Source organism: Protofrankia sp. CiP1_Cm_nod2 (assembly GCF_920664355.1).
In the GTDB taxonomy this organism is placed as follows: domain Bacteria; phylum Actinomycetota; class Actinomycetes; order Frankiales; family Frankiaceae; genus Protofrankia.
Genome location: NZ_CAKKTL010000127.1, coordinates 1 through 14,575 on the forward strand (window position 1 = coordinate 1; position 14,575 = coordinate 14,575).

Below are 14,575 nucleotides of genomic sequence, written 5' to 3' on the forward strand. Positions count from 1 at the left end.
GCTCCGCTGCCACCGGCGGTTCCGCCGCGGCTGGCGGGGCCGGCGGCTCCACCAGCGCCGGCGGGGCCGGCGGGGCCGGTGCTGGTGGAGCCGCCGGGGGGGCTGGGCTGAACCGGCTCAGGTCGGCGCCGTTGTGGATCGTGTGGACCTTGCCGGCGGGGATGCCGCGCCCGACGATGTCGTCCCGGAAGCCGTCGGTCACGGTGACGACGGCGTCGGCGGCCCGGTAGGCGGCCATCTCCAGCCGTTCGAGCGCGGCTATGACCCGACGGTCGCGCAGTACGCCGAGCTGCACGAAGATCGCCGGCCACAGGTCGCGGACCTCGACCACCAGGCGCGCGCGCCGCAGCCGGGCCAGCAGCCACGCCGAGCCGAGTGGGAAGAAGGTCGGGGACGAGACGACCACCACGTCGGCCGCTCCCGCCGCCCGCCCGCCGAGCAGCACGCTGGTCACGGTGAACGACAGGTGCGACAGGGTCCGGCGGACGATCCCCTCGTTCGGGGTGGCGTACAGCCAGGTCCGTATCACCCGGTAGCCGTCGCGTCGCTCGATCCGCTGCCACGCGCCGCGGTACTCCGGCGGCACGACGCCGGTGGGGTGGTTGGGCATCCCGGTCAGGACCGTGACGTCGAGGCCGTCCGCCGCCCAGGCCCGGGCCGTCTCGGCGAGACGTGCCTGCGGGGCGCCCACCTCGGGCGGGAAGTAGTGGGTGATCAGGAGCACCCGCAGCGGCCGCCGGCCGGCCGTCCCGGCCGCTCCCGGCGGTTCCGCTGGTCCCGCTGCTCCTGCCGGTCCTGCCGGTCCCGCCGGTCCCGCCGGTCCTGCTGATCCGGTCACCGCAGCCACCTCGGCGCTGCGCACGCGATGCGGGCGAAGTTCACGGTTGGCTCCCGGGTGCGAGTGAGTACGAGATAGCGGGGAAAACGTGCAGTCAGCGTGACAGAGCTTATCGTAGTCGAACGGATACTATCCGTATGTACACGTCCGGTGTGGCGCCGATATGGTCACCTGAAGTAATCACATCTGGTGGTCTGCTGGATCCCGTAGGCAGCAGCTCCGGATCCCGTAGGCAGTGGCTCCCGTGGGTAAAGGGACCTGCGGGCAACGGCGCCGGCCAGCGTTGGATGCGGTGGTCACAGCCGGGCCAGTGGTCGGGCCGGCGGTAGGGCCACCAGCCGGGCTGGCGGCCGGTCTGACGCTTCGAGCAGGGAGTCCCCTCGTGCATGTCCTCTTCGTCGCCGGTGCCCGGCCCAACTTCATGAAGGTCGCGCCGGTCCTGGCCGCGGCCGTGGCGCGTGGCGCCGTCACCACGCTCGTGCACACCGGCCAGCACTACGACGCCGCGATGAGCGGGGTGTTCTTCGACGAGCTCGGCCTGCGGGCCCCCGACCACTTCCTCGCCGCCGGCTCGGGCAGCCACGCCGGCCAGACCGCCGGGGTCATGACGGCCTTCGAGCCGCTGCTCGCCGCCGTCCGCCCGGACGTCGTCGTGGTGGTCGGCGACGTCAACTCCACGCTCGCCTGCGCGCTGGTCACGGCCAAGTCCGGCATCCCGCTGGCGCACGTCGAGGCCGGGCTGCGCAGCCGGGACTGGTCCATGCCCGAGGAGGTCAACCGGGTGGTGGCCGACCGGGTCTCCGACCTGCTGTTCGCCACCTCGCCGGACGCCGCCGGCAACCTCCGCCAGGAGGGCTACCGGCCCGACCAGGTGCATCTCGTCGGCAACGTCATGGTCGACACCCTGTTGGCGAACATCGAGCGCGCGCGGGCCCGGCCGGTCCTGTCCCGGCTCGGGCTGCGCGCCGGCGGGTACGGGCTGGTGACCCTGCACCGCCCGTCCAACGTCGACGACCCGGACGTCCTGTCGGGGCTGCTCGAGGCGCTCGGGAAAGTCGCCGAGCGGTGCCCCCTGGTGTTCCCCCTGCACCCCCGGACCAGGGCTCGGGTCGAGGGGCGGCTGCCGGCGGGGGTGGCCACGCTCCCGCCCGCCGGTTATCTCGACTTCCTCGCCCTGCAGGCCGGCGCCCGGGTCGTCCTGACGGACTCGGGCGGGGTCCAGGAGGAGACGACGGTCCTGGGCGTCCCATGCCTGACATTGCGTGACAATACAGAACGTGAAGTTACTGTTACCGAAGGTACCAATCAGGTCATCGGTACCGATCCCGAACGGATCGTGGCGGTGGCGGCCGAGGTGCTCGCCTACCCGCCGCGGCCACGGCGGCCCGCGCTGTGGGACGGCCGCGCCGGCGAGCGGATCGCCGAGATCCTGCTCGCGGGCGACTACGGCGGCCGCGGCCGCCAGCCGACCGATATCGCCGCTCGGGCCGTCGCTCCCGCGGGCGTTGCTCCCGCGGCCGTCGCTCCCGCGGGAGCGGCCCCGCGCGGCGCCACCGCCCAGGGTGGGTGAACGTACCGCGTACCGCGTACCGCGTATCACGCGGACCACGCTGTGACCTCTCCGGCAGACCACACCGTGGGCGCCGCTGGCCGACCGGGTCCGACGGCCGTTGAAATAGCTGTGAAATGCCTGGTGGGAGGCTGAATAGCCCCGTTCCGGAAACGGCAGTTCGTCCATACCGGGCGAGTCCGACGCGTTACTCTCGGACCGCCTGCCAAGAGCGCCCAAGTCCGGATTTCAGGGGAATCGATGCCTGTAGACATCAGTGGCCGTGCCAACCAGAATCCCGCCAGCGGACCATCGGCCCGATGGTGACGTTGCCCGTGCCCGAGCGGTGGATCCGCCGCCGGGCCCCGGACGGACGTGCCACGCCGGACCGGCTGTCCCGCCGGCCGGTCCGCCCGGTCGCGGATCCGGTCGGCCGCCTGCCCGGCCGTGTCACCGGCCCGGCGTGGCGGCAGCGGCCGTTCGTGCACGCCGCGCTGGCGCGTCCGGTCCGGCCGCGGGTCGTCGTGACGGTTCTGGCCGGCTGGACGGTGGCCTCGACATCGTTGACGTGTTGGACGGTTCTGCGCACAGGGGCCGGTTTGTGGCTGATAATCTCGGTATGTCCGCTGATACTGATCGTGATTGTGGCGGCCATGCTGTTGTTGCGCCGCTCGCGCGGGAATCGTGCCGGCGGGTTCGCGGGCACCGACGAACTGACCGGGCTCGCCAATCGACACGGGTTTCTCGGCCAGGCCGCGCGGTTGTTCGGGGATCATTCCGACGGCTGCCCGGTGCGCTGCCGGGACCCGGACCAGGGCCAGGGCCAGGACGTGGGGCCGGACCGGGGGCCGGAGGAGGCGGGGCGGCCCGCCCCCGCTTCCGGCGCGTTACTGCTGATCAACATTGACCGTTTCCGAGAGGTCAACAGCAGCCTCGGCCACGAACAGGGCGACCGGCTGCTGATCGAGGTGGGCCGGCGGGTCCGCCGGCTGGGACGCGCCGGCAACCTGGTGGCAAGGATCGGCGGGGACGAGTTCGCCCTGCTGCTGCGCGACGTGGGCGCCGAGCGGGCCCAGGCCGCGGCGGCCGGTGTCCGCGACGTCCTGCGGGAGCCGTGCACGCTCGCCGGCACGCCGGTACCGGTCGAGGCGAGCATCGGCATCGCGATCGCTCCCGATCACGGCCGGGACGTGCCCGAGCTCCTGCGCAACGCCACCTCCGCCCTGGGCGAGGCGAAGAAGTCGTCCGCGGGCCACCGGGTGTACGACCCGAGCTGCGCCCGGCCCGGTCCGGCCCGGCTGCGGCTGCGCGCCGAGCTGCGCACCGCCCTGCGCAACGGGGAGATCGAGCCGTACTACCAGCCCAAGGCCGACCTGCGCACCGGCCGTATCACCGGGATGGAGACGCTGGTGCGCTGGCGGCATCCCGTCGACGGGATCCGCACGCCCGACACCTTCCTCCCCGACATCCAGGCCGCCGGCCTGATGCCCGCCCTGACCAGGCAGATCCTCACCAGGGCGCTCGCGGACTGCGCACGCTGGCACGCCGCCGGCGCTCGGCTGTCGGTGTCGGTGAACGTGCCCGCGCCCGTGATCGTCGACCCCGGTTTCGTCCCCGGTGTGCACGAAGCCCTTGGCGCGGCGGGCGTCTCCCCGTCCGCGCTCTGCGTGGAGATCACCGAGGATTCCCTGATGACGCAGCGGGAGCGTGCGCAGCACACCCTCGTCCGGCTGCGCGCGCTCGGGGTGCGGGTCAGCCTCGACGACTACGGCAGTGGCTACTGCTCCCTGGCCTACCTGCGGGATCTGCCCGCGGACGAGCTCAAGCTCGACCGGGCCTTCCTGCGGGACGTCGAGCGCAGCCCCGCGGCCGGGGAGATCGTCCGGTCGACACTCGCGCTGGCGCACACCCTGCGCCTGCGGATGGTCGCCGAAGGCGTCGAGACGGCCAGGTCATGGGCGCTGCTGGCGGCCTGGGGATGCGACGAGGCGCAGGGCTACTTCATCTCGCCGCCCATGGCCGGCGAGCAGGTTCTCCCCTGGCTGCGGCAGTGGACCCAGCAGACCCGCCCACCCCAGCAGGCCCATCCGTCCCGGCCGGCGCCGGTATCGCCGTCCGCGCCACCATCATCGGTGCCGCTGGTGCCAGCGTCGCCGGTGGAGCCGGTGCCCTCGCAACCGCCGCTGTCGCGAGGGCTGCCGCCGTCGCAACCGCTGTCGTTGCCGCAGACACAACCATTACCGATGCCGTCGTCCAGAACACCAGTTATGTAACCACAAGTAACTATGCGGACGACGGTACCCGTGGGCGGGCGCCGGTCGCTAGGGAAGATCGCTGCCTGTTTGTCGTCGGGTAACGCTCACCGGCCGAAAAAGCGGCCTCAACGACCAGCAGGGCCGGATCAGGCTGGGTCCGGATCTGGCCTGATCCGAGCCACGCTCGGTGTGGACGGTTGCGGACGCCGTCTGCCGCGCTGTCCGCATCATCGGGCGATGCCGCTCGCGGCGCGGGCCAGCAGCTCCAGCGGCTGGGCCAGCGCCTCGCCGATCTGGTCGGCGCACACCCGGAACGTCTCGACCGGCGATCCGATCGGGTCGGGGATGTCGTCGTCAGCGGGAGCCGCGGGGCGGCGGAGGCCGCGGCGGGCCAACGCGCGGGAGATGAGGGCCTGGCCACACATCCGGATCGTCTCCGAGGCCGGGGGCAGTGGTCCACGGCCCACGGCAGCGGCTGGCGTGCCGTCGCTGGCCGAGTCGTGTGAGCGGACCGGCCCCCGGCCGGGGGGAGCGGCGGCCGCACGGGCCCCGCCCAGGTAGCGAGCCCCGCCCAGGCAGGCGGCGGTGTCCGGGCTGATGTCGGCGGGCGTGAGCCCGGCGGTCACCCGGGCGAACTCCCGCAGGGTGAAGGCACGGCTGACGGTCTTCGGCGCGGTCGTCACGGCGGCCGCGCGATGCCCGCGCTCCGCGCACAGCACCAGATCGGCGCTGTCGAGCAGCCCGGCGTGCAGGCGGCGGGTGGTGAAAGCACGCGGGTCGAGACCACGTCCGGCCAGGACGGACGCGGCGTGCGGGTGGATGGGCGTGCCGTCACGTGCGCTGGTACCGGCGCTGGTGACGGTCACCCCGGGTGCGGCGGCGGTACCCAGCGCCTCCTGTAACAGCGCGGCGGCGAGGTACTGGGCCATCGGCGATCGGCACAGGTTCCCCGTGCACACGATCAGGATGTGCCACGGCGCCGCGGGGCCGGCGGGCCCACCCGTGCCAGGCGTGCCGGGTGTGCCGGGCGTGCGGGCGGCTGTCATCGCGGCGCGGGGATTCTTGCGATCATTGTGGCTGTTGCCGTCCGGGGCTGTCACACCGCGGGGGTGGTGTTGTGCAGGGCTTCGCCGTGCCCGCTCATCTTCGGGTTCGTGGCCCGGTGCCGGCCGGGCGCGGCGGCACCGGGCCGGGGCTGTCGCCGCCTGCCGTCGAGGTAGCGGGGAAGCAGCAGATACATCCGGACGAGCAGGACGGCGGCGATGCCGGCGGCCACCCGCGCCGCCACGTCGGCACTGTAGATCACGATGCCGAGGCCGGCGGTCGCCGCGGTGACCGAGGAGACCACGAGCGTCGCGCGGGTGTGCGACCAGCCCGCGACGGTGAGCAACTGGTACACGTGGCCGCGGTGCGGCGCGTACCAGAGCTGGCCGGAGCGCACCCGCCGCAGCAGCGTGCAGGAGGTGTCCGCGAGGTAGACCAGCAGCGGGGCGACGACGGCGTCGGGCCGCACACCGTGCGCGACGGCCAGCAGCGCCAGCACGGCGATCAGCGCGCCGAGGGCGTAGCTGCCCACGTCACCGAGAAAGATCCTTGCCCGCGGGAAGTTGTAGGGGCCGAAGCCGAGCGCGGCCCCGGCCGCCATGGCTCCGCCGTAAGTGAGGAAGTCCAGGCCGCTGCGGTGCCCGATGACAGCGAAGGCCACGCCGGTCAGCAGGGTCTGGGCCGACGAGATGCCGTTGATCCCGTCCATGAAGTTGAAGGCGTTGGTGAAGCCGGCGATCCACACCAGCGCCGCGCAGGCGGCCAGCGGGATGACGGCGACCGGCAGGTCGGGCGGTGCCACGGCGACCCAGGCGATGATCGTCAGTGCTGCCGCGACCATCTGCAGGCCGAGCCGGCGGAGCGCGGCCACGCCGTGGGTGTCCTCGGCGAGGCCGAGCAGGCCGAACAGCGATGCGGCCACCACCACGGTGAACAGCTCGGCGGGGGCGTCCACGGCCGGGTCGACGATGGGTACCAGCATGCCGGCGAACAGGCCGAGAGCGATGGCCACCCCGCCGCCCCGGCAGGTGGGCACCAGGTGTGACGATCGTTCGGTCACGGTGTCCATGACGGCCAGATGTCGCATGCCCGCGATCACGGCCGGCGTCGTGACCGCGGTGATCAGAAGTGCGATGACTGCCGAAAGCACCACGTCGTCCACCGCCTTGGGATGGTCCGGGAGGGTTCTTCGCCGCCGCCGGCACGGAGCGGTCATGGCCGTGCCGCTGGTGGCCGGTGGGATCCGGCTCCGGTCGAAGATCGAAAGATGGCTACATTAAGTAGTAGAGACACTACTACTAGTGTGGATAGGCGTTCGTCGTGTCGCGTCCGACATCGCCGCCGGTGTCGTGTCGTGTCGTGTCGCCGCTGGTGTCGTGTCGCCGTCCACGGGGTTCGGGCCGGATGCCCGCCGGGCGTCACCTGGTGTCGATCTTCGGCTTGTGGTGCGACACGGGCCATGCTTCCGCTTTGGCGGCGGTTCGGTATGTCACGCTATGCTTATGACTAATTACGGAAAGCTCGTCGTGGTAGGTCAGGGCTACGTGGGTCTGCCCCTGGCGATGCGGGCCGTCGAGGCCGGCTGGTCCGTGGTCGGGATCGAGGTGGACGAGGGGCGGGTCAAACGGCTGAGCAACGGTGAGTCCTACGTGGAGGACATCCCGAGCCTGGTCGTCGCCGAGGCCATCGACAGCGGCCGCTACCGGGCGTCATCGAGCTATCAGGACGCGTCCGAGTTCGACGTCGCGGTGGTGACCGTCCCGACCCCGCTGCGTGAAGGCATCCCGGACCTTTCCTACATCGAGAGCTCCGGGCGCAGCCTCGGGCCGTTACTGCGGCGGGGAGCCACCGTGATCCTGGAGTCCACGACCTACCCCGGCACCACCGACGAACTGTTCGGGCCGCTGCTGGAGGAGGCCTCGGGGCTCGCCGCCGGGGAGTCGTTCTTCCTCGGCTACTCGCCCGAGCGGATCGACCCCGGCAACCCGAGCTGGAACCTGGTCAACACCCCGAAGGTGGTCTCCGGCGTCGACGAGCGGTCCCTGCGGGCCGTGCGGGCGTTCTACGACTCGATCGTCGAGACGACCGTGCCGGTGGCCTCGGTCCGCACCGCCGAGCTGACCAAGCTGCTGGAGAACACCTTCCGCCACGTCAACATCGCCCTGGTGAACGAGCTGGCGATGTTCGCCCACGAGCTCGGGGTCGACGTGTGGGAGGCGATCGAGGCGGCGTCCACCAAGCCGTTCGGCTTCCTGCGCTTCACCCCCGGCCCCGGGGTCGGCGGGCACTGCCTGCCCATCGACCCCTCCTACCTGTCGTGGCGGGTACGGCGCAGCCTCGGGCGCAGCTTCCGTTTCGTCGAGCTCGCCAACGACGTCAACGACCACATGCCCGACCATGTCGTGCGCCGGGTCCTGGAGATGCTCAACCGCCGGCGCAGCGCGGTCAACGGCAGCCGCATCCTGCTGCTCGGGCTGGCCTACAAGAAGAACACCGGTGACGCCCGGGAGTCCTCGGCGGTGCGGGTCGCCACGCTGCTCGCCGGGCTCGGCGCGCACGTGCGGGCCGCGGACCCGCACGTCGACGCCTCCTGCCTGCCGTCGGGTGTCGCCCTGGTCGAGGCGGACGCCGAGGAGGTCGCCGCCGCCGACCTCGTGGTCGTCCTGGTCGACCACGACGCGTTCTCCCGGGAGTTGGTGGCCCGCCGCGCCCGCGCCGTCCTCGACACCCGCTGCTGGCTGCCCACCCAGCGCTCCGGCCACCACGACGCCGCGCCACCCGCCACCGCCGAGATCGAACTCCTCTGACCCAACCCGACGACGGCCAGCCCGCCAACGGACAGCCACCAAATCCGGGTGGTGTCCGGCAGCCCTCCGGACACCACCCGGCCACCGATCCACCTGACTGGAGCCTTGCAAACACAATCAAATAATATGATTATTATGCTTTTAGCGGAGCGGTCAACGATGGTTTGTGGGAGGGCGCTTCTATCGCTTGTATATATCGTGTGTCCCGATCCGTAGCCAGATTACGTGAGCATGCCCAGGCCGCACAGGTAGCCCATAGCGCCACAGGGCGCGGCCGTTACGTGCCCACGTCATCTCGTTGACACCCGGGAGAGACTGGTAGCTCTTTACGCGTAGTGAGGGATGGAACCGCCCAGCAACCAGCCCTTCGTGGAACAGCACCACCGCACGTCGGAACGCAGCCTGATCCGCAGCGCTGAGTCGGTGGAACTCGGCGAGAAACCGGCTCTCCGGCTGGAAGGTGGGCATGTTGAGCACGGTAACTGCTCCGTGCCGCTGAACATTTTCCGGGGTTAGCTGGCTTGCGGGTGCTCGACAAACTCGCTCAACAGATCGTCGAACGCCTGGAAGCTCATACAGACGATGGCGTCGTCTGTCGTCTCGTCAGCCTCCGCAACAGCAGCGACTACGTCCGGTGGAGCTTCGTCCACAACTTCGTGCGGCTCTGGGACGACCACACCATAGATCTCCACACATGCACTCTACCCCGATGTAGACGTGCACGGAGCCGTAGGTGGGAGTCGGTGAGTGTCTTGCGGGCCGCGTGCCCCATTGTGGATGACTATACGTTTTGCCTCCGGTGACGCCGAACCCTCGCGGACGAGTGCGTCCTGGAGCTCCCGCAGGATGTGTGGCGACCACAGCGGACGGTAGAGGTTGGTGATCGCGAGGCGTAACAGGCTGTCGCGCAGGTGCATGGGGAACAGGACGCACGTGTCGAGCAGCGCGGCGAAGGTCATGGCGCTTCCGTGCGACGATAGGGCCTGTCGGTCGCGCGGTAGCCGTCGAACTCCTCGGAGAGGGCTACCAGTTCGTCCATGGCAGCCTCGCGTGCGGTTCGTCGCCGTTCCTGGTGGGACGGCACCGCGGATGTTGATGTGGGCGGAAGGTATCCGCGGGCTGCCGTCCCGGCTCTGGTCGCACACTGGCACGTGGTTGCTCCGGGTCGCCGTATGGCCCATTCCGATCTGTCCTGATCGCCCCGGTTAGAACTGTCGGACCCCCGCGATACAACAGCGGGCAGACCGGGCTGATCGGCAGCGACCGGTCGGTGATGGCCGGTCGAGCGACGGAGGTCGATGAGCGGTGGCGACGGGTCACGAGGAACGGCGCAGCACAGGGCGGGTCGGGGCGCCCGTCCCGCCCCGGGCGCTGGCGAAGGTGCCTTTCGTCGAGCTGGCCGACGGGCGGCTGCAGGGGGTCGTGTCGAGCGGCTCGGACATCGAGCGGGTGTACGTCTCGTCGATCGCCGCCGGGACGCACGCGTACTACTGCAGCACGAACAACAACCGGCCCTGTGGCGGGCTCAACACCTGGGCGATGTGCAAGCACCTCCAGACGCTCGTCGACGCGGCGGTGCTCCAGTACGGGGCAGGCCGGGTCGCGCGCTACCTGCGCGCCGACGTCGGCGACGGCGCGGCGTCGGCCGCCGACCTGATCGCCGGCCTGAGCGGGCAGCAGGAGAAGCAGCCCGCGGCGACCGTCTTCAGCGGCTTCCTACGACATCTCGGCTACCTGGAGCGGCCCGACGTCGCCGGGCCCGTTCCCGAGCTCGACTGGTTCCCGGCGGAACGGGCGGTGCTGTAGATGCGCGCGACGCAGCTGGGTGCGCTGACCGGGTCCGCGCCCGCGGGCGTCGAAGCGGCCCTCACGGTGGTGGACGGGTTCGACGACGCCCTGGCCGACGGCCTCGGCCGGCTGGGCCCGTCGGCCGTCGACGCGCTCGAGGCCCTGGCGGGCGCGGTGGCGGCGACCCCGCTCGGCCCGCGGGCCGCGGAGGCCGTGGAGAAGATCGTTGTCGGCTCGGCCGGCGACGACGCGCTGGTGGCGTCGGCCGGCGCCCGTGCCGCCCTCCTCGGCGCCGCGCACGACGCGCTGCTCACGGGCTTCGACGCGGCGCTCGGTCGAGACCGGCTGACCTGGGATGCCGGGCCGGAGGGGAACGGGCCGCCGGCGGCCGGCGCGTCCGGGCCGGCGGGCAACGGTGCGCTTGCCGGCTGCCGGTCGTGGCTGCGCGAGCTGGCGATCACCGGCTGGCGCGGCGTCGACGACGAGCTGGTCTCGTCGAGTTCCCGGGCGCGCGAGGCCGCGTGGACCGAGGCGGGCCTGCGCCGGCTGGCGGTGCTCGTCGACGGCCTGGCCACCGAGCTGCGGGCCTCCTGCCCGGTGGGGGCCGCGGCGCGGCTCCCGGTCCGGCGCTGGGGCGACCTGTGGACGCGCGCCCAACTGCTCGCCTGGCGAGGCGGCTGGACACCGGACGCGGACACGGCGGAGCGGGTGTCCGGTCGGCTGCTCGTGCTCGGCGCCGAGATCGCCGAGCACGACACCGCTGTCCGGGTCCAGGTGCACGGGATCCTCGAGGCCACCGGCGGCGCGGACGCGCCGCCGCGGCTGGTGCGTGCCGGGGTGAGCGCCGCGAAGGTGGACACGATCGTCGGGCCTGCGCTGTGGCACCTGCTGAGCGCCTACCCGGTCCTGCTGGGCGCGCTCGCCGAGCACCGCGCGGTCGAGATCGTCGAGATGGCGCTGCTCGAGGGCGGCGATCTGCTGTGGCGGGAGGACGCGGCGCGGCTCGCCGACGCGGCGGATCCGTTCGTGACCGCCCGGGTCCTGCTCGCGGGGGCGGTCGCGCCGGCCGCGGTGCCGCTGGACCGCCACCCCGTCCGGATCGCCGAGCCGGTGCTCGTGGAGGACTACGCGGCCGCGTTCGACGCCGAGCGGCGGACGGTCACGCTCGACCTGGACGGGGCCGTACTCGACGTCGACGTCAGCCCGGTCGCCGCGAACCCGGCGGCGAGCCACGGCCCGCTCACTCCCGAGCTGCTGGCCGTCTCGTCCGCCTGCCTCGGGCTGCTGCGCTGGGACGGCGGCGCCTGGCGGCTGCGCCCGCTCGCGGCCCAGGCCGTGGTCAGGCGTAAGCCGACGGCAGCGCACGCCGGTGACTGGGCCCTCGGGGTCACCGATCCGAAGATCGCGAAGGCGCACGCCAGGAACGGCGACACGGTGGCCGTCCTGCGTGAACGCGCCGGAAGGCTGCTGCGCAAGTGACCACATCCACGAACGTGACCCGGCAGGCCCGGCAGGCCCGGCAGGCCCTGGCGGGAGAGGCCGGCCCGTTCGACACGGTCGCCGAGAACCGGCGCCAGGTCCTGTACTGGCGGCTGCTTTCCCGGATCTTCGCCGTGGACGAGCAGCTCGCGCTGGAGTCGGCGAGCCTGGCGATCGTCGACGATCTCGACCTGCCGGCCGCCCTCCTGGACCCGGCCGTCTCCGTCGACACCGTCGTGCAGCGCTTCCCCACGCTCGCCGCCGATCTGCTGGGCCTGCTGGGCCAGGGCAACGAGACCGCGAACAGCGAGACCGCGAACGACGAGGTCGTGGACGACTCGGACGGGGCTGGCGCGGAGGCCGGAGCGGGCACAGGGGTCGGAATGGACGAGGTGCGGCGCGCCGCGCTGGTCTCCAAGCTGCTGCTCAACGTGTTCGCGACCGGGGCGGGCAGCGTGTCGGCGACCCAGCTGTCCGGCTGGCAGTCCGACGCGGAGTGGCTGCGGCGGGCGCTCGGGCCGGGGGCCGGCGCGGGAACGGGCGCCGGCGACGGCTTCGAGCTGAACGGCACGCTCGCCGACGTCGAGGCCGATCTGGTGCGCCGCATGCGTCTGCGCGAGGTGCTGGCGAACAACGCGCTCGCCAGCCGGCTCACCCCGAGCATGTCGCTGGTCGAGCAGCTGCTGCGCGACAAGCACAACCTGTCCGGCGTCGCGCTCGCCAACGCGAAGGCGCTGATCCGCCGGTTCGTCGACGAGGTGGCCGAGGTGCTGCGCACCCAGGTGGAGAAGGCGAGCGTCGGGACGATCGACCGCTCCGTGCCGCCGAAGCGGGTGTTCCGCAACCTCGACATCGACCGCACGATCTGGAAGAACCTGCCCAACTGGAACGCCGAGGACCAGCGCCTCTACGTCGACCGGCTGTACTACCGGCAGACCGCGCGGCGCACCACGCCGGCCCGGCTGATCGTGGTCGTCGACCAGTCGGGCTCGATGGTCGACGCGATGGTGAACTGCACCATCCTGGCGTCGATCTTCGCCGGGCTGCCCAGGGTGGACGTCCACCTCGTCGCCTACGACACCCGCGCGCTCGATCTCACCCCCTGGGTGCACGACCCGTTCGAGGTCCTGCTGCGCACCCGCCTCGGCGGCGGCACCGACGGCACGGCCGCGATGACGCTCGCCCGTCCGAAGATCACCGATCCGCGCAACACGGTGCTGGTGTGGATCTCGGACTACTACGAGTCCCACGTCGAGCAGCTGTTCGCCTCGTTCGAGGCGATCCACCGCTCGGGCGCGAAGTTCATCCCGGTCGGGTCCGTGAACAGCTCCGGCCAGGCGAGCGTGAACCCCTGGTTCCGGCAGCGCTTCAAGGACCTGGGGACGCCGGTCATCTCCGGCCACATCCGCAAGCTCGTCGTCGAGCTGAAGAACTTCCTGACCTGAGGACGGCCGGCGCCGCCACCCCGTGCGCCGGCGTCTTCCCGACCCCTCTTCCCCCGCAAGCCGACACCGCAGGAGAACCTCGATGACCGAGATGCTGCGTGCCCCCGCCGAGGTCAAGTACGCCGACGAGCTGGACTGGCTGGAGTCCGTCGACGACGGGCCGAAGCCCTACTCGTGGCGGCTGAGCCCGCGCATGGTCCGGCTGTTCGTGCTCGGCTCCCAGAAGTCCGACAAGCTGGGCCGCCAGGTCGACCAGAAGTGGTTCGGCGACGCCAGCCTGGTCGAACGCGCCGTCGTCACCCTCGCCTCCGACCGCGGCCTGCTGCTCATCGGCGACCCGGGGACCGGCAAGAGCTGGCTCGCCGAACTGCTCGCCGCCGCCATCAGCCGCGACTCGACGCTGGTCGTGCAGGGCACCGCCGGTACCACCGAGGACCACATCAAGTACTCGTGGAACGTCTCGATGGTGATCGCCCAGGGGCAGTCCCGCGAGTCGATGATCCCGTCGCCGATCATGACGGCGATGGAGCGTGGCGTCATCGGCCGCTTCGAGGAGCTGACCCGCTCGACCAGCGACGTCCAGGACGCGCTGATCTCGATCCTCTCCGAGAAGTACGTGTCCATCCCCGAGCTGGACAACGACAACGTCGTGTTCGCCAGACCCGGCTTCTCGGTCATCGCGACGGCCAACAGCCGGGACCGGGGCGTCAACGACCTGAGCTCGGCGCTCAAGCGGCGCTTCAACTTCGTCCGGATCCCCGTGGTGACGAACAGACGCAGCGAGGCGGACATCGTCCGGTTCCGCACCGCCGAGCTGCTGCGCCGCCACCAGATCGAGCTCGACGTCCCGCCGACCCTGCTCGACATCCTGCTGCAGAGCTTCGCCGACCTGCGCACCGCTGCCGCGTCGGCGACCAGCGACGACGAGAAGCTCGAGTCGGCGCTGTCCACGGCCGAGCAGATCGGCGTCCTGGAGGACGCGATCCTGCACAGCCAGTTCTTCGGCGAGAAGCGGCTGCACGCCGGCACGCTGGCGAGCTCACTGGTCGGCTCCCTCGCCCGGCGCAGCCCCGAGGACCTCGCCATCCTCAACAGGTACCTGCACGGCGTGGTCGAGCCACGGGGCAGGAAGGACGGCGGCCTGTGGCCCGAGTTTCTCGAGGGCGGGCGCCAGGCGATCGCCGTCCTGTCCTGAGCATGGCGACGGAGAGGAGCCGGGACGCCATGAGCACCCTCGCCGACGACGGGCCGGCCGACGACGGGCCGGCCGACGACGGACCGGCCGGCGTCGCGCTGGCCGGTGACGCGCTCGCGGGCGTGCCAGGTGGGCCCGCGGCGGACGGCACCGTGGCGGCGGGCCTGGACGGGCC

The 14,575-nt window shown here is 71.8% G+C and carries 11 protein-coding genes; 7 read left to right on the top strand and 4 right to left on the bottom strand.

Features of this window, described 5'->3' with window-relative positions; genetic code table 11:
* On the bottom strand, positions 1 to 730 hold a 730-nt coding region (locus tag NBW84_RS14855), incomplete at its 3' end, for a glycosyltransferase family 4 protein (protein ID WP_445548723.1).
* A 490-nt stretch (positions 731 to 1,220) separates the two neighbouring features.
* On the opposite strand from NBW84_RS14855, the gene wecB reads away from it, so the two are divergent.
* Both wecB and NBW84_RS14865 read left to right on the top strand, forming a co-directional pair.
* On the top strand, positions 1,221 to 2,408 hold the full coding sequence (wecB, locus tag NBW84_RS14860) for a non-hydrolyzing UDP-N-acetylglucosamine 2-epimerase (RefSeq protein WP_250285335.1): 1,188 nt from the start codon (positions 1,221 to 1,223) through the stop codon (positions 2,406 to 2,408).
* A gap of 299 nt (positions 2,409 to 2,707) precedes the next feature.
* Complete coding sequence (locus tag NBW84_RS14865; protein WP_250285336.1) at positions 2,708 to 4,660, top strand: EAL domain-containing protein; 1,953 nt, start codon at positions 2,708 to 2,710, stop codon at positions 4,658 to 4,660.
* Positions 4,661 to 4,869: 209 nt separating this feature from the next.
* On the opposite strand, the gene NBW84_RS14870 is transcribed toward NBW84_RS14865, so the two are convergent.
* Positions 4,870 to 5,742 carry an arsenate reductase/protein-tyrosine-phosphatase family protein gene (locus tag NBW84_RS14870; RefSeq protein ID WP_250285337.1) on the bottom strand — a complete coding sequence of 291 codons (873 nt, stop codon included), beginning with the start codon at positions 5,740 to 5,742 and terminating at the stop codon, positions 4,870 to 4,872.
* The gene (locus tag NBW84_RS14875) at positions 5,739 to 6,839 is read right to left on the bottom strand and encodes a glycosyl transferase (protein WP_250285338.1); all 1,101 of its coding nucleotides are present in this window, start codon (positions 6,837 to 6,839) and stop codon (positions 5,739 to 5,741) included. The genes NBW84_RS14870 and NBW84_RS14875 overlap by 4 nt, the downstream gene beginning before the upstream one ends.
* Positions 6,840 to 7,188: 349 nt before the next feature.
* Between NBW84_RS14875 and NBW84_RS14880 the strand changes: the two genes are divergently transcribed.
* Positions 7,189 to 8,493, top strand: coding sequence for a nucleotide sugar dehydrogenase (locus NBW84_RS14880; RefSeq protein ID WP_250285344.1), 1,305 nt, complete (start codon positions 7,189 to 7,191; stop codon positions 8,491 to 8,493).
* Between the two features lie 512 nt (positions 8,494 to 9,005).
* On the opposite strand, the gene NBW84_RS14885 is transcribed toward NBW84_RS14880, so the two are convergent.
* Positions 9,006 to 9,185 carry a hypothetical protein gene (locus NBW84_RS14885; protein WP_250285339.1) on the bottom strand — a complete coding sequence of 60 codons (180 nt, stop codon included), beginning with the start codon at positions 9,183 to 9,185 and terminating at the stop codon, positions 9,006 to 9,008.
* Between the two features lie 613 nt (positions 9,186 to 9,798).
* Here NBW84_RS14885 and NBW84_RS14890 point away from each other — a divergent pair.
* The 4 genes from NBW84_RS14890 (at position 9,799) to NBW84_RS14905 (ending at position 14,400) form a co-directional block, all read left to right on the top strand.
* Positions 9,799 to 10,299 carry a hypothetical protein gene (locus tag NBW84_RS14890; protein WP_250285340.1) on the top strand — a complete coding sequence of 167 codons (501 nt, stop codon included), beginning with the start codon at positions 9,799 to 9,801 and terminating at the stop codon, positions 10,297 to 10,299.
* Positions 10,300 to 11,760: a hypothetical protein gene (locus tag NBW84_RS14895; RefSeq protein ID WP_250285341.1), complete on the top strand. Its 1,461-nt coding sequence runs from the start codon at positions 10,300 to 10,302 to the stop codon at positions 11,758 to 11,760.
* Between the two features lie 47 nt (positions 11,761 to 11,807).
* Entirely contained in the window at positions 11,808 to 13,205 is a 1,398-nt protein-coding gene (locus NBW84_RS14900; RefSeq protein WP_445548724.1) for a VWA domain-containing protein, read from the top strand.
* Between the two features lie 82 nt (positions 13,206 to 13,287).
* Complete coding sequence (locus NBW84_RS14905; protein WP_250285343.1) at positions 13,288 to 14,400, top strand: ATP-binding protein; 1,113 nt, start codon at positions 13,288 to 13,290, stop codon at positions 14,398 to 14,400.
* The last annotated feature ends 175 nt before the right edge of the window (positions 14,401 to 14,575 follow it).